Source organism: Sphingosinithalassobacter sp. CS137 (assembly GCF_014334115.1).
Lineage (GTDB): Bacteria > Pseudomonadota > Alphaproteobacteria > Sphingomonadales > Sphingomonadaceae > Sphingomonas.
The window spans coordinates 115,639-130,378 of sequence record NZ_CP060494.1; the positions used below are offsets into that span (position 1 = coordinate 115,639).

The window sequence follows — 14,740 nt, forward strand, 5'->3', positions numbered from 1 at the left end:
GATGATCACGCGACGCACTCTGATGGCGGCCGGCGGCGCCGCGCTGCTCGCCTCGCCGCTTGGCGGCACGATGCTCTTCGCCGCAGCGCCGACCGCCAGGCGGTTCGTCTTCCTGATCCAGCGCGGTGCCGCCGACGGGCTGGGCATCGTGGCGCCGGTGGGCGATCCCGCTTTCGCCTCGCAGCGCGGCGTGCTGGCGGAGGATTTCGCCGACGCGCCGAAGCTGGACGCGATGTTCGCGCTGCATCCGGCGCTCGCTGGTGTGGCGGCGCTCTACCGCGCGGGTGAAGCGCGCTTCGTTCACGCGGTCGCCTCGCCCTACCGCGAACGCTCGCACTTCGACGGGCAGAATGTGCTCGAAACCGGCGGGACGGCGGCATACCGGCTGCGCGACGGCTGGCTCAACCGGCTGTTGTCGCTGTTGCCGGCGCAACAGGCGCGCGCGATCTCGATCTCGGCGGCGGTGCCGATGGCGCTGCGTGGCGCGGAGGACGTCGCTTCCTACGCGCCCTCCGCGCTGCCCGACGCATCCGACGATCTGCTCGCGCGCGTCGCTTCGCTCTACGAAGGAGACGCGCAGCTGCATGCTGCTTGGGAAAGCGCGACCGCGACGCGAATGCTCACCAGCGACCTTGCCGCCGACAATGGGCGCAACGCCGCCGCCACCGGCGCGCTGGCCGCGCGGCTGCTCGCGGCGGAGAATGGCGCGCGGATCGCGATGATCGAGACCGGCGGCTGGGACACGCATGCGCAGCAGCGCGGGCGGCTCGCGGCACAGCTGCGGGGCCTCGACTCGCTCGTCGGGGCGCTCAAGCAGGGGCTCGGCCCGCTCTGGAGCGAGACGATGGTGCTCGTCGCAACCGAGTTCGGCCGCACGGTGAAGGTGAACGGCACCGGCGGCACCGATCACGGCACCGCCTCGGTCGCGATGCTGCTGGGCGGTGCGGTCGACGGCGGGCGCGTGACCGCGGACTGGCCCGGGCTCGGCGACGCCGCGCTGTTCGAGGGGCGCGATCTGCGGCCCACGCTGGGTATCGATTCGCTGTTCGGCGGCGCCGTTGCGGGGCACTTCGGGCTCGACCCGGCGCGCACCATGGCGACGCTGTTCCCGGACAGCCGCGCCGGCGCGACGGACGGGCTGGTCCGCGCCTGATCCGTTCGCCCGCGCGGCGGCATTAGCGCAGCTTGGGTCGCCCCTTGCAGATCGCGCGTTGTCGCCGTGCCTCGGGAGGCCTAGGTGCGCGCCATGCTCCAGCCGCCTCCCGCCCCCGAAACGCCGCCCGTCAGCCGCGCCGGCCTGGCGCAGGGAGTCGCTGCCTATGCGCTCTGGGGGCTGCTGCCGCTGTATTTCGCGCTGCTGCGCGGCGTGGACGCGGGCGAAATCGTGGCGACGCGAATCCTCTGGTCGCTGGTGCTGCTCGCGGTGCTGATCGCGGCGTTGCGCCGCTGGCCGCGGCTGCGCGTGGCGATGGCGAGTCCGCGCACGCTGCTGATGCTCAGTGCGAGCGCGCTGCTGATCGCAGTCAACTGGCTGGTCTATATCTGGGCGGTGCTCAACCATCACGTGCTCGAAGGCAGCCTCGGCTATTTCCTCAACCCGTTGATCAACGTGCTGCTGGGCGTGCTCGTGCTGCGCGAGCGGCTCGACCGGGTGCAGGCCGCGGCGGTGGGCCTGGCGGCGCTGGGCGTGCTCGTGCTTGCGGTAGGCGCGGGCGCGGGGCTGTGGATCAGCCTGGTACTCGCGGTGTCGTTCGGGCTGTACGGACTGGTGCGCAAGCTGGCGCCGGTCGATTCGATCGAGGGGCTGACGATCGAGACGGCGATCCTCGCGCCGGTCGCGGGGCTCTACCTCCTGTGGCTCGGCGAGCGAGTCGCCTTTGGCGAGGAGCTGACGCTCAGCCTGTTGCTCGCCCTGGCAGGCGTGGTCACGGCAGTGCCGTTGCTGCTCTTCGCCGCGGCGGCCAAGCGGCTGCGCTATTCGACGCTGGGGCTGCTCCAGTATCTCGCGCCGACGATGCAGTTCCTGCTCGCCATCTTCGTCTTCGGCGAGCATATGACGCGCGCGCATCTCGTCTGCTTCGTGCTGATCTGGAGCGGGCTCGCCCTCTATGCCGGGCGCGGCACCTGGGAAGCACGGCGGCGCCGCCTGCCGGCATAGGATCGTTTTGCGCAGCGCGAGCCGCTGCGCTAAGCGCGCGGCCATGACGCTCTACGCACGCTATGCCGCCCATATCGACACCGTTCTCGACAGCCTCGTGGCTTCGGGCGATCTTCCTGCGGGGCTCGAACGCCGCGCCGTTACGGTCGAGCCGCCGCGCGACGCCAGCCACGGCGACCTGGCGACCAACGCGGCGATGGTGCTCGCCAAGCCCGCCGGCACCAACCCGCGCGCGCTCGCCGAGAAGATCGCGGCGGGGCTGGAGGCAGCGGAGGGCGTTGCTTCGGTCTCGGTCGCCGGGCCGGGCTTCATCAACCTGACGCTGACCGACGACAGCTGGCGCGACGAGCTGCGCGCGATCCTCGATGCGGCCGACGCCTATGGCCGGTCGCAGGCGGGGGCGGGCACCACCGTCAACATCGAATATGTCTCGGCGAACCCGACCGGGCCGATGCACATGGGCCATTGCCGTGGTGCGGTGGTGGGCGATGCGCTCGCCAACCTGCTGGAATGGAACGGCGCGCGGGTGATCCGCGAATATTACGTCAACGATGCCGGCGGGCAGGTCGACGTGCTCGCCCGCTCGGCGCACCTGCGCTATCGCGAGGCGCTGGGCGAGACTATCGAGATCCCCGAGGGGCTGTATCCGGGCGACTATCTGAAGCCGGTCGGCGAGAAGCTGGCGGCCGAACATGGCGATGCGTTCCGCACCGCGCCCGAGAGCGACTGGCTGCCGCTGTTCCGCAAGACCGCGGTCGCGATGATGATGGACATGATCCGGGCGGACCTGAAGCTGCTCGGCATCGAGCATGACGTCTTCGCTTCCGAAGCCGAGCTTCAGGCGGCGGGCAAGCCCGAGGCCGCCGAGGCGTGGCTGCGCGAACGCGATCTGGTGTACGACGGCGTGCTCGAAGCGCCCAAGGGCGAGACGCCCGAGGATTGGGAGCCGGTCGAGCTGCCGCTGTTCCGCTCGACACGGTTCGGCGACGACCAGGATCGGCCGATCAGGAAGTCGAACGGCCAATGGACCTATTTCGGCGCCGATCTCGCCTATCATTTCCAGAAGGCGCAGAATGCCGACGCGCTGATCGACATCTGGGGCGCCGATCACGCGGGCACGGTGAAGCGGATCGTCGCGGCAGTGGCGGCGCTGACCGAGGGGAAGACCCGGTTCGACGTGAAGCTGGTGCAGATGGTGCGGCTGCTGCGCGCGGGCGAGCCGGTGAAGATGTCGAAGCGCTCGGGAAATTTCGTCACGCTGGCGGACGTCGTCAACGAAGTCGGCAAGGACGTGGTCCGCTTCACGATGCTGACGCGCAAGGCCGACGCGCAGATGGATTTCGACTTCGCCAAGGTGGTCGAGGCGTCGAAGGACAATCCGGTCTTCTACGTCAACTATGCGCATGCCCGGATCGCGTCGCTCCACCGCAAGGCACAGGAGGCGGGGATCGTCTGCGGCGCGGTGGATCTGTCCCTGCTTGGGACAGACGAGCTGGCGCTGGTGAAGCGCGCGGCGCAGTTCCCGAGGCTCGCCGAAGGCGCCGCGGCGGCCCGCGAGCCGCATCGAATCGCCTTTTACCTCTATGATCTTGCAGGTGAGTTCCACGCATTGTGGAACCAGGGCAATGACGATCCGGCGCGGCGCTTCCTGCTTCCGGAGAATCCCGACCTCACCTGTGCGCGGCTTTTCTTGGCGCGTGCGATCGGGCAGATTATCCGCAACGGCCTCCGCATCATGGGCGTGGAGGCGGTGCAGGAGATGCATTGATGAGCAGCCGCGGGGATGCGGGATACGGCGACGACGATCGGTTGCCGTGGCTCGAGTCCGTCGATGAGGATTATTCCGAGGGACCGTCGTTCTGGCGGATCGCGCTGCTGGTGCTGCTCGCGCTCGCGGTCGTGGCGGCGGCTCTCTTCGGCTATTACTGGTATCAGCAGCGGGAAAGGCTGCATGGCTCGGGGCAACTGATCGAGGCGCAGGAAGGCGACTATAAGGTCGAGCCCGACGAGCCCGGCGGCATGCCGGTGGAAGGCGAGGGCGATGCCGTCTTCGCCGCGAGCGAGGGCGATATGCCCAATGCCTCGATCGCGGTCGGAGCCGAACCCGAGGCGCCCGTCGCAGGAACGGTCGCGCCGCGCCCCACCCCGGCGGCGGAGGCGACCGGAGCGGCGCGCGTCACCGTGCCCGTGCCCGCGCCCGGCGAGCAATCCCGGGCAAAGACTGCGCCGCGCACTTCGGGCGGAGCCGCGGTGGTGCAGCTCGGCGCCTTCCCGGACGAGCAGGGGGCGGAAGGCGCGTGGAACCGGCTTTCGCGCGAGCACACGTTCCTAGCGTCGCTCGGCAAGTCGATCGAGCGCGGCGAAAGCGGCGGACGCACCGTTTATCGCCTGCGTCTCAACGCCGGCAGCGCCGAGCAGGCGCGCGACATCTGCGAGCGGCTGCAAGCGGCGGGCGCAAGCTGCTACATCGCCAATTGACCAGGCCACGCCGCCGGACGAAGTGAGACCGTAGCCGCATGAAACCCGTGATCTACGGCCTCGCCGGCCAGCAGCTCAGCGCCGACGAGCGTGCCTTCTTCAAGGATGCCGATCCGCTCGGCTATATCCTGTTCAAACGCAACTGCGGCAGTCGCGATCAGATGCGCGCGCTGACGGATAGCCTGCGCGACCTTTCCGGCCGTTCCGACGTGCCGATCCTGATCGATCAGGAAGGCGGGCGAGTGGCGCGGATGCAGCCCCCCGAATGGCCGGCCTTTCCCGCGCCCGGCGCGTTCGACACGCTGTATGATGTGGCTCCCGTCTCGGCGATCGAGGCCGCGCGCGCCAATGCGCACGCGCTGGCGCTGATGCTGGCCGAGGTCGGGGTGACCGTGAACGCGCTGCCGCTGCTCGATGTGGTGCGCCCCGAAACCAGCGACGTGATCGGCGATCGCGCACTCGGCGGCGAGCCGATGCGCGTCGCGGCGCTCGGCAAGGCAGTGCTCGAGGGGCTGCGCCGCGGCGGCGTGATCGGCATCGTCAAGCACATGCCGGGCCATGGCCGCGGCAAGGTGGACAGCCACAAGGAACTCCCCGTGGTCGACGCGAGCGCGGAAGAACTCGCGATCGACATCGCGCCGTTCGCCGCGCTTGCCGACGCGCCGATGGGAATGACCGCCCATGTCGTCTTCACTGCCTGGGACAAGGAGCGGCCCGCCACGCTCTCGCCGACCGTGATCGGCGAGGTGATCCGCACGCGGATCGGCTTCGACGGGCTGCTGATGACCGACGATATCGACATGAAGGCGCTGAGCGGGACGGCAGGCGAGAAAGCGGCGGCGGCCGTGGCGGCGGGCTGCGACGTGGCGCTCGATTGCTGGGCGCGGATGGACGAAATGGTCGAGATCGCCGAACGGCTGGACGACGCCGGGCCCGAGACGCTCGCGCGGCTGGAGCGCGCACTGGCGAGTGTGACGAATGGCGCCGAAGAAGCTGACTTCGCCGAACTGATCGCAAAGCGCGACGCGCTGCTCGCGGTGGGGTGATCGCGCCGATCGGGGTGGAGGTGGACTCATAGGCCGCCAGCAGCGAGCGCGCAGCTCTGGGCGTTCACCAACCCGGCAGCTTCGCGCCCTAATCTCTGTCATTCAAGCTGCCGCGCTCTCTGCCTTAAAGCTGCCGTTGGTTTGCGCCACCCTTGGTGGCAGTCATGCCCCCAACTTCAGAAAATCGAGATCAGTTCTCGTCGCTTGGCGACGCGGCCACGTTGAAGGATGCGACGGCCGTGCCCCATAGCGTCGGCAGGAAGTTGGGCATCACGGTCCAGCGTCCGTCGGGCGCGCCGCGCACACGCACCTCGAACTTCTCGTGATTATAGATTAGCCGCATCACCTGCGTGCCCGACCACGGGCTATCGTTGAGGATGCCCTCCACCGCAACGTCAACTTCACTGATCGCCGGTGCTTCGTCGCGCACGCCGGTAATGGACCAGCTCGTGAGCTTGAGGTCGCCTAGTTCCTCCCGATGGCGGCCGGCCCGATAGCCGATCGAGCGGAGGGGATAGTCGATGGTCATCTGCGCGAGCGTTCCAAAGTTGCGGGCGGCGATGGCATCGAGATAGGTAGCCGCTGCCGCCTCCGGGCTTCCGGCCTCCACGCTGTGAGGTTTACCCAGCTCAGCAAGTGAATGTCCGGACACAGCCGGCCGAGCCTTCCATGCCTCGATCCTGCGCTTGGTGTCCTGCGTCGCGGACATCGTAGCAGCCAGTTCCGACCAAGATGGTTCGCGTTGATCCTTCGCCGCCTTGGCGATTCGCTCCTCCTCATCCTCGCGCCGATCGAAATAATCGACCATCGTCTGAAGCAGGTTCACGGTCTTGGCCGCGACCAGCGCGTTCCCAAAATTAGGATTGAGGCCGTGCAGAATGCCGTGGCGATAGGGGCTCTCGATTGGGTTGGTAGCGAGCTTGCGCCGCGTGGCTCCGAGAATGGCAAGCCCGTCGGAGAGGCCGCCGGGGCCGGTCGTCTCGGTGTCGAAGACGGGTGCATCTGCGCCGCCAGAGAACGGATGCTTGCCGGTCTTTGTGGTGCAGATGCCGTCGATGATGATGAGCAGCAGCGGAACGGCTGAGAGATAATCCTGTGCGAGCAGCCGCTCGACCGCGCGCCCATAGATATCATGCCACGCCTCGAACCGGCTGGTGTTGAATCGATATCCCAGGAACGACAGGATATCCGCGTCGAGGTGATGGGCCACCAAGCCCTGATCGGCGAGGTTATCGTCGCTCTCCGCGACCGCGACCCGCAGTGCCTCGACTGATAGGCGGTCGAAGATCGTCCAGCCGCGCGGGCCGAAGCGAGCCGCGAACTTCTGGCGGTCTTCCTTCATGCGTTCCACATCCGCGAACTGCTTCTCAAGCTCTCTGGCCTGCCTGCGAACATCACCGCTGAACAACCCGAGCAGTCCGAGTAGCGGTCGCATTTGCTGATACTGGCGGGTGATATGCTCACCGGTAGGTAGCGGGGTGTCTTCGTCGGCCATCAGCGCAAGATGGCTTGTGCGCGATCCCAAGCAAGACCTGCCGTGTTCTCAAGTGAGGAGACCGAGCGTCGCTCAATCAATCTTCCTGCGAGTCTTGGCAAGCTCGCCCCCGCGCTGCAGGCCCCGACCGACTCAATAGCCGACTGGCAGCTAGCTCTAGTTTCTGTCAGAAAGTAGACTTTCCGGTTGCGGCTCGCTTCCAGCCACGGGTTCAGCCTCGGCAGGCGTCCGCGTTCCGCGTCGAGGTGCAACCGGTGTATCGGCGCGATATGGGTGGAAAGCGATCATTGCACGCTGCGGGGCCGCCCGCTAGATTTTCGATATGTTCTCCAATCCTCACTTTGATCGCGTGCGACAACTGTTCGCCGATCAGTTCTCCGATGACTCACGGGGAATCGTTTATCGTAAGGGTCAGAAGGGCGCGCCAGTTCGCGTAAGCGAGATTGAGCGAGACGAGTTTGTAGCGACGTTCAACAAGCGCATCCGTTATGCGGGTTGGTCCATTTTTCCGGCCACACTTGGTCTAATACTACTTCTAGTTTGGCTTACTCCAGATGCTGATAGCCCCTCGGCGCAAATCGCGATGTGGATTGGCATCGCAGCGATCTTGGTGCCCTTCATGGTGATCTATTATTGGGCTTGGAATGCTCCATCCCGCGAGTTGGAGCGCCGAACCCCGGAAGGAGCTCCATTGACGAAAGAGGAAGCCCGAGTGCTGGCTTTCTCGAAGATCACCTATGGCCAACTGCTGCTAGCGGCGTTGATGGGAGTTGGACTTGTTTGGAAGATGTCCGCTGAGTCCGATGTCTTTCATGGTTGGGGAATGGTTTGGCTGATTCTTGGAGGAGTGCTAATCTTCCTTGCCGGAGTTCAGGCAGTTCGAAAGTGGCGCTTCGGTCAGCAATAGGCCGTCGAATTGTCTTGCGTACGCAGTTGATTGGCAGCTGACCGGCTGCATTGCGCGTTCCTCGGATCGCAAGCTGACGGGGAGCAGCTCGCCCATACCGCGCCATCCCAACAAGTGCCTTCATAGACCGTGTTCCACCATCTCCACCTTGCCGCTCCTTCGGAATCGCCACCCGTCCGCCGCAGACACTCGCCAGACGGCGAGAGACGGAGGCTCCGCCGCCCCGCAGCGCCGTGTAACATTCCGCTGTCCTACAGCCCCGGCGCCGGTGTAGCCTTGGGCATGCGCATCGCCTTCGCCCTTGCCCCGCTCGCTGCCCCGATCGTGCGGTCCCTCGCGCGCGTGGGGGCGCGCGTGCGCGTTGAGGTGCGACTTTTGTGTGACCTTCGGCGGAAAACCGCGGGTTCGGGGGTGGCGGGTGGCCGCCTGCCCCGGTCGGTCTGATCGCGCGATGGATGCTGCTTCCGACACCGCCGAAACGCTGACGCTCGACATCGACGGGTGGGAAGGTCCGCTCGACGTGCTGCTCGCGCTTGCGCGGACGCAGAAGGTCGATCTCAAGGCGATCTCGATCCTCGAACTGGTCGAGCAATATCTGGCGTTCGTCGAGCAGGCGCGCTCGCTCAAGCTGGAGCTTGCCGCCGACTATCTCGTGATGGCGGCCTGGCTCGCCTATCTGAAATCGGCGCTGCTGCTGCCGCGCGATCCCGAGGAGACGCCGAGCCCCGAGGAGCTGGCGCTGCGGCTTCAGCTGCGGCTCGAACGGCTCAACGCGATGCGCGAGGCAGGCGCGCGGCTGATGGCGCGCGACCGGATGCACCGCGACGTGTTTCCGCGCGGCGCGCCCGCGGGGCTGCGCACGGTGCGCCAGGCGCGCTGGGAAGCCGAGATCTACGATCTGATCGCCGCCTATGGCCGTGTTTCGGCGCGCACCCGGCCGGTGATGCACGTCGTCGCGACGCGGCCGGTGATGACGCTGGAAGTCGCGATCGAGCGAGTCGGGCGGCTGATCGGCACCAGGCTCGACTGGAGCACGATCGAGAGCTTCCTGCCGGGCGACGCGGCGGGCGGCTATCGCAAGTCGGCGCTTGCCTCCAGCTTCGTCGCCGCGCTCGAGCTGGCGCGGCAGGGCCGGCTTGAGATGCGGCAGAAATCGCCGTTCGCGCCGCTCTATCTGCGCGGCACGGCATGAGCGAGACGATCGCGACCGAGCGCGCGGTGGAGGCCGTGCTGTTCGCCGCCGAGGCGCCGTTGAGCCTGGCCGAGCTGCGCGCGCATGTGGGCGAAGCGGCGGACGTGCGGGGGGCGCTCGAGGCGCTCGAGCGACACTATGCGGGGCGCGGCGTGCAGCTCGTCCGGCGCGGCGACCGCTGGCACTTCCAGACCGCCGCCGATCTTGCCCATGTGCTGCGCCGCGACCGCGAGGAGAGCCGCAAGCTCAGCCGCGCGGGGATCGAGACGCTGGCGATCATCGCCTATCACGAGCCGGTGACGCGCGCCGAGATCGAGGCGATCCGCGGCGTGCAGATATCGAAGGGAACGCTCGACGTGCTGATGGAGGCGGGCTGGATCCGCCCCGCGGGCCGGCGCGAAGTCCCCGGGCGGCCGCTCACCTATGTCACCACGGCCGAATTCCTCAGCCATTTCGGGCTCGCCAGCCGGCGTGACCTTCCCGGCATCGACGATTTGCGCGCCGCCGGGTTGCTGGACCCGGTCGATCTGGCGATCGAGCAGGGCGAGGTGGAAAATGTCACAGAGGACGACTAGATAGGGCCGGAATCAAGGAGACGTTCCATGGGTGGTTTCAGCCTGATGCACTGGCTAGTGCTGGGTGTCGTCGCGATCCTTCTGCTGGGTGGCGGTCGCTTCTCCAGCATGATGGGCGACGTCGCCAAGGGCATCAAGAATTTCAAGAAGGGCATGGCCGAGGAAGACGAGCAGCAGACGCCGCCGTCGCAGATCGAGGGCAAGCGCGCTCCCGAACCTTCGGCGACTCGCGAAGCCGAGCGCACGCGCGAAGAACAGCGCTGAGACGGCAGGCGTGCGCGGATCGCCGCGCACGCCGCCGCATCTTGCCGGAACAAGGGCCCAGGCCGGTAGCTTCCGGCAGCGTCGGCGAGCAGCGGACTCGCCGGACCTTCTGCAGAACAGGAATCGATGTTCGACATCGCGCCCACCGAGCTGATGCTGGTCGCCATCGTGGCGCTCATCATCATCGGCCCAAAGGACTTGCCCAAGGCGATGCGTTTCGTCGGCCACTGGGTCGGCAAGGCACGCAGCGTGGCGCGTCAGTTCCGCTCGGGATTCGATGCGATGGTGCGCGAAGCCGAGCTTGCCGAGATGGAGAAGAAATGGGCGGAGGAGAATGCGCGGATCATGCGCGAGCATCCGCCCACAGGCGCGCTGCCCGCGCCGGTGCCCGCACCGGCCGCGGTCGATACGCCGCCGCCGGCGTCGCCAGCGCCGGAGACGCCCGCCGAGAATGACGCGCCGCCCGTGATGGTGGAGCAGCCGGTGACGCGGCCGGACGGCGATCCCGCGCCCGGACCGTCGGACAGTGGCGACAAGAGCGCGTCATGACCGAGCAGAACGAAATCGACGAGAGCCAGGCGCCGCTGCTCGATCATCTGATCGAGCTGCGCAACCGGCTGCTGTGGTGCGTCGGCGCGCTGCTGGTGACGTTTTTCGTCGCTTATTATTTCGCCGAGACGATCTTCGCCTTCCTGGTCCAGCCGCTGATCGCGGCGGGGCAGGGGACGATCATCTTCACCCAGATCTTCGAGGCTTTTTTCGTTCGCGTGAAAGTGGCGTTCTTCGCCGCGCTGATGCTGTCGTTTCCGGTGATCTCGAACCAGCTGTGGCAGTTCGTCGCGCCGGGCCTGTACAAGAACGAGAAACGGGCGCTGTTGCCGTTCCTGCTGGCGACACCGGTGCTGTTCCTGTCGGGCGCGGCGCTGGCCTATTATGTCAGCGTGCCGGTGGCGCTGCATTTCCTGCTGAGCTTCCAGGGCGATATCGGCGGCATCCAGCAGGAAGCGCTGCCCTCGGTGGGCAATTACCTCGATTTCGTCACCCAGTTCCTGTTCGCGTTTGGCGTGGCATTCCTGCTGCCGGTGCTGCTGATGCTGCTCGAGCGCGCGGGCATCGTCACCTATGAGCAGCTCAAGAGCGCGTGGCGCTATGCGGTGGTGGGGGCATTCGCGATTTCGGCGGTGCTCACACCGCCCGACGTCGGATCGCAGTTCCTGCTCGCGATCCCGCTGATCGGGCTCTACTTCCTGTCGATCGGCGGCATCTGGCTTACGCGCCGCCGTCGAGCGCGCCGCGAGGCGAGCGAGGCCGAGGCCGGCGCCTGACGGTCCCGGCCGGCCCGCCAGCGCGCCGGGTCGGGGTCACTTCAGATCGTCGGCCGTTTCGGCTACGGCGTCGCCCGCCGAGGAGACGTCCTGACCGACGCCTTCGACCGTGTTGCACGCCGAAAGCAGCAGGACGCCGGCAAGTCCGGCCACTCCAAGAAACCTACGCATGGGAATATCTCCAGCTTGAACAGCCGCGACCGCGGCTCGCGCGACAATGCGGGGCGGCGCATTTCGTTCCCCGGCACAGGAAGCCGCGGTCCGGATCGAAAGCAAAGCTCGTGGAAAAGTTTAGGCCCGGAAGCGCCACCGGGGGGGGGGAGGGGGTAGACGCTTCCGGGCCCATGTCTTGGATAGCGAGAGCGGGGGGGCAAAAGGTCACTATCCGAAGTGCTGAACGAGCATCCCGAGCCCGGGTTCCTGCCATCGGTGCTTTTTTTTCGAAGAAATCACGATTCGCCCGTGATCGCGATCGCCATTTCATAGGCGCCGACCAGTGGATCATAATGCATCTTCGTCCGAAGCTGGCGGGTGAGGCCGCCAATTACGCGTCCGTAGCGATTTTCGAGCAACGATTCCATCGCGGCACTTTCGATCAGCGCCGGCGAGCTGACTCGCAGCTGCGCCCGGTTCGGCTCCTCGCCCAGCCGAACCGAGATCCGGATCTGGGCCGTGGGATTGCAGCTCATCGCGAGCTCGATGATCTCGGTAAGCACGAACGCGACCGCAACCGCCACGTCCTGAGTCACCAGGAAAGGAGCGACGTCTAGGGTGATTCCGAGCTGCGAGGATTGCGGCGGCGCAGTCGCCCGGATGTTCGCGGCAAGCTCGCCGATGACGGACCGTAGTTCGACCCCGCGGTTTTCCTCCAGCTCGGCATAATGGTGGCGGTGGACCACCGCGAGCGCGTCCACCCGGCGCTGGATGGAGGCATAGGCTTCCGCCGCTTCCGGGCCGCGCGCGCTGCGGGCGTGGAAATTGATGAGGCTGGCGATCACCTGAAGATTGTTCTTCACCCGGTGGTGAACCTCGCGCGTCAGCCGCGTCTGGCGCACGAGCCCCTCGGCAAGATCGGCCTCATGCGCCCGAACCGTCCGGCTGATTTCGCGAAAAGTCTCGCCCAGCTCGCGAATTTCCTCGGCTGGAAGCGTCCCGAACCGTTCGGCGTCGATCACCTCGCCCGGCTGATAATTGCCGACGCTCGTGTGCAGCCGGCGAAGCGGACGGATCAGCAGCCGATCGACCACGAACCAGGCGATCCCGGCCGCGGCGATCCACATCAGCAGCGGGAGCAGCATGGCGACGAGCAGCGGCGCCGTAATCGGCGCGCCGGGCATCGCCATTTCCAGTGCGACGCGGTCGAGCCCCAGAGTGTGCCGCACGACCTCGCGCCGGTCCCAAGGACCAGGCATCACCAGTTCGCGCAGCGTGAGCCGGTTGTCGTCCTGCACCAGCGCCGCGCCATAATGCGGCATGAAGCCACTCGGACGGCCGAGCGCGTCGAGCGCGGCGACCGGATAGAACGCCGTGGCGGTGCCGCCCGAGCGGCCCGCGATCCGCATCGTCAGACCCTCGCCGGGCACGATCGCTGCCTCGATATCGTTCGGCTGGAGCAGGGCCGCTCCCGCAACCGTGAACCGCTCGCCGCACAGCACCCGTCCCTGCCGGTTGGCAATGGCGAACCGTACGCCGCTGGCCGAAAGCGAAGCGAAGGTTCCTTCGAGGCGCGAGCATGCAGGCGCATCGCCGGAGTTCCGCTCCAGCGCCGCCAGCGCGTCCCGGAGCTGAGCGGCATGATTGGCGAAAAAGCCGCGAAGCACCGCGGCGCTTTCGGTCGCGGCGACATTCACGCGCGCCCGCGCCTCGACATCCGCGAGGCGAGTCGTCTGAAGCGTGGTGAAGAGCGCGATCAGGGCGAGCGGCAGCAGCGCGCCCGAAAGGATGAGGAAGACCTTTGCCCCGGTGGGCATGCGCCCCAGCGCCGCAGCAGCTCTCGGCCGGCGCGGCTGCTGATCCGATTCGTCCATGACAGGCTGGCTAGTCGAGCTTCTTCAGGAGGTCGAGCATCGAATCGGGCACGGCTTCCGCGACCGTTTCGTCATATGCCTGGCGCAGCGCATCGCCAACGTTCCGGCCCGCGCGCTCCTTGTCATCTCGGTCTTTCTGGGTCGGCAATTTTTTCGCCTTGTCTTCCTGCGACCGCACCATTCCCCCCTTCACGTCCCGCGCGCGTCGGCAGGACTAAGAACCAAACCAGCCGCAGGCAAGCCCGCGGTTCGAGCGGCCGGAGAAACCGGCGGCCGTTGCGTGAAACCAAAAACGAGCTCGATTGTTCCGCATGCAGTGCAATTCCGGGGAGGGGCTTCTTCGGGTGCGCAGAATCATTTGCAAAGTCGGCCCGGGCCAGCAAGGCTGGGGCTTTCGCGAAGGAGAATGACCCGACCATGTCGCTTGGACAGCAACTCGCGCCGCATCTTCCATTCCTGCGGCGTTATGCCCGTGCGCTGACCGGCAGCCAGAGCGAGGGCGACCGTTTCGTGCGCGCCGCGCTGGAAACGATCGTCGCCGCCCCGGAGGAATTCCCGCGGGACGTGGAGCCACGCCTGGGCCTGTATCGCACCTTCCAGGCGATCTGGCAGACGACGAACATCGAAGAGGGCGATGCCGGCGCGACCGGCTCGAACGACAGCGAGGCCATCGCCCGCGCGCGTCTCGCCCGGCTCGCGCCGCTTTCGCGCCAGGCGCTGCTGCTGACGGCGATGGAAGGATTCACGCCCGAGGATACTGCCTATCTGATCCAGAAGGAGCCCGAAGAAGTGTCCGAACTCGTGTCCGAAGCGATCGCCGAAATTGAATCGCAGACGCGCACGCGCGTGCTGATCATCGAGGACGAGCCGCTGATCGCGATGGATCTGGAGACGATCGTTCGCGACATGGGCCATGATGTGACCGGCGTGGCCGTCACGCGCGACGAGGCAGTGGCGCTGGCGATGGAGGATCGGCCGGGTCTGGTGCTCGCCGACATCCAGCTCGCCGACGACAGCTCGGGCATCGACGCGGTGAAGGACATCCTCGCCGAGTTCAACGTGCCCGTGATCTTCATCACTGCCTTCCCCGAGCGGCTGCTGACCGGCGAGCGGCCGGAACCGACCTTCCTCATCACCAAGCCCTTCCAGCGCGAGACGGTGAAGACGACGATCAGCCAGGCGCTGTTTTTCGACGACGCCACTGTGCCGGCGAGCAATTGACAGGGCGCCGCCGCCGCGCCGCGCGGCGGCGGTTCCATATGATACGGACCCA

16 protein-coding genes are annotated in these 14,740 nt (G+C 67.0%); 12 read left to right on the forward strand and 4 right to left on the reverse strand.

The window, feature by feature from the left end; genetic code table 11:
• The first annotated feature begins 1 nt into the window (after nt 1).
• The 5 genes from H7V21_RS00540 (at nt 2) to nagZ (ending at nt 5,682) form a co-directional block, all read left to right on the forward strand.
• Nucleotides 2-1,153 carry a DUF1501 domain-containing protein gene (locus tag H7V21_RS00540; protein ID WP_188054716.1) on the forward strand — a complete coding sequence of 384 codons (1,152 nt, stop codon included), beginning with the start codon at nt 2-4 and terminating at the stop codon, nt 1,151-1,153.
• 93 nt (nt 1,154-1,246) lie between these two features.
• Nucleotides 1,247-2,158, forward strand: a complete 912-nt coding sequence (gene rarD / locus H7V21_RS00545; RefSeq protein WP_188054717.1) for an EamA family transporter RarD — start codon at nt 1,247-1,249, stop codon at nt 2,156-2,158.
• Nucleotides 2,159-2,201: 43 nt separating this feature from the next.
• Nucleotides 2,202-3,926 (forward strand): arginine--tRNA ligase, encoded by a 1,725-nt coding sequence (gene argS / locus H7V21_RS00550; RefSeq protein WP_188054718.1) that lies wholly within the window; start codon nt 2,202-2,204, stop codon nt 3,924-3,926.
• Nucleotides 3,926-4,636 (forward strand): SPOR domain-containing protein, encoded by a 711-nt coding sequence (locus H7V21_RS00555; protein WP_188054719.1) that lies wholly within the window; start codon nt 3,926-3,928, stop codon nt 4,634-4,636. Before argS ends, H7V21_RS00555 begins: the two co-directional genes overlap by 1 nt.
• Nucleotides 4,637-4,674: 38 nt before the next feature.
• A complete protein-coding gene (gene nagZ / locus H7V21_RS00560; RefSeq protein ID WP_188054720.1) occupies nt 4,675-5,682 on the forward strand; it encodes a beta-N-acetylhexosaminidase in 1,008 nt (335 codons plus the stop codon).
• 190 nt (nt 5,683-5,872) lie between these two features.
• Here the strand turns inward: nagZ and H7V21_RS00565 are convergent, their stop codons facing one another.
• Nucleotides 5,873-7,177 (reverse strand): hypothetical protein, encoded by a 1,305-nt coding sequence (locus tag H7V21_RS00565; protein WP_188054721.1) that lies wholly within the window; start codon nt 7,175-7,177, stop codon nt 5,873-5,875.
• Nucleotides 7,178-7,499: 322 nt separating this feature from the next.
• Here H7V21_RS00565 and H7V21_RS00570 point away from each other — a divergent pair, with 322 nt between their 5' ends.
• From H7V21_RS00570 to tatC, 6 genes are all read left to right on the forward strand, one after another.
• Nucleotides 7,500-8,084, forward strand: a complete 585-nt coding sequence (locus tag H7V21_RS00570) for a hypothetical protein (RefSeq protein ID WP_188054722.1) — start codon at nt 7,500-7,502, stop codon at nt 8,082-8,084.
• A gap of 451 nt (nt 8,085-8,535) precedes the next feature.
• Nucleotides 8,536-9,276, forward strand: coding sequence for a segregation and condensation protein A (locus tag H7V21_RS00575; RefSeq protein ID WP_188054723.1), 741 nt, complete (start codon nt 8,536-8,538; stop codon nt 9,274-9,276).
• On the forward strand, nt 9,273-9,851 hold the full coding sequence (gene scpB, locus H7V21_RS00580; protein WP_188054724.1) for an SMC-Scp complex subunit ScpB: 579 nt from the start codon (nt 9,273-9,275) through the stop codon (nt 9,849-9,851). The genes H7V21_RS00575 and scpB overlap by 4 nt, the downstream gene beginning before the upstream one ends.
• Nucleotides 9,852-9,878: 27 nt before the next feature.
• Nucleotides 9,879-10,115: a twin-arginine translocase TatA/TatE family subunit gene (locus H7V21_RS00585; protein ID WP_188054725.1), complete on the forward strand. Its 237-nt coding sequence runs from the start codon at nt 9,879-9,881 to the stop codon at nt 10,113-10,115.
• Between the two features lie 126 nt (nt 10,116-10,241).
• Nucleotides 10,242-10,664 (forward strand): Sec-independent protein translocase protein TatB, encoded by a 423-nt coding sequence (gene tatB / locus H7V21_RS00590; RefSeq protein WP_188054726.1) that lies wholly within the window; start codon nt 10,242-10,244, stop codon nt 10,662-10,664.
• Nucleotides 10,661-11,440, forward strand: a complete 780-nt coding sequence (tatC, locus tag H7V21_RS00595) for a twin-arginine translocase subunit TatC (RefSeq protein WP_188054727.1) — start codon at nt 10,661-10,663, stop codon at nt 11,438-11,440. The genes tatB and tatC overlap by 4 nt, the downstream gene beginning before the upstream one ends.
• A gap of 36 nt (nt 11,441-11,476) precedes the next feature.
• Here the strand turns inward: tatC and H7V21_RS00600 are convergent, their stop codons facing one another.
• From H7V21_RS00600 to H7V21_RS00610, 3 genes are all read right to left on the reverse strand, one after another.
• Nucleotides 11,477-11,611, reverse strand: a complete 135-nt coding sequence (locus H7V21_RS00600) for an entericidin A/B family lipoprotein (protein ID WP_188054728.1) — start codon at nt 11,609-11,611, stop codon at nt 11,477-11,479.
• Nucleotides 11,612-11,889: 278 nt separating this feature from the next.
• Nucleotides 11,890-13,467, reverse strand: coding sequence for a sensor histidine kinase (locus H7V21_RS00605; RefSeq protein WP_262503936.1), 1,578 nt, complete (start codon nt 13,465-13,467; stop codon nt 11,890-11,892).
• A gap of 10 nt (nt 13,468-13,477) precedes the next feature.
• Nucleotides 13,478-13,615 (reverse strand): NepR family anti-sigma factor, encoded by a 138-nt coding sequence (locus H7V21_RS00610; RefSeq protein ID WP_262503937.1) that lies wholly within the window; start codon nt 13,613-13,615, stop codon nt 13,478-13,480.
• Nucleotides 13,616-13,884: 269 nt separating this feature from the next.
• Here H7V21_RS00610 and H7V21_RS00615 point away from each other — a divergent pair, with 269 nt between their 5' ends.
• Nucleotides 13,885-14,688, forward strand: a complete 804-nt coding sequence (locus H7V21_RS00615; protein ID WP_188054730.1) for a response regulator — start codon at nt 13,885-13,887, stop codon at nt 14,686-14,688.
• Nucleotides 14,689-14,740: the final 52 nt, after the last annotated feature.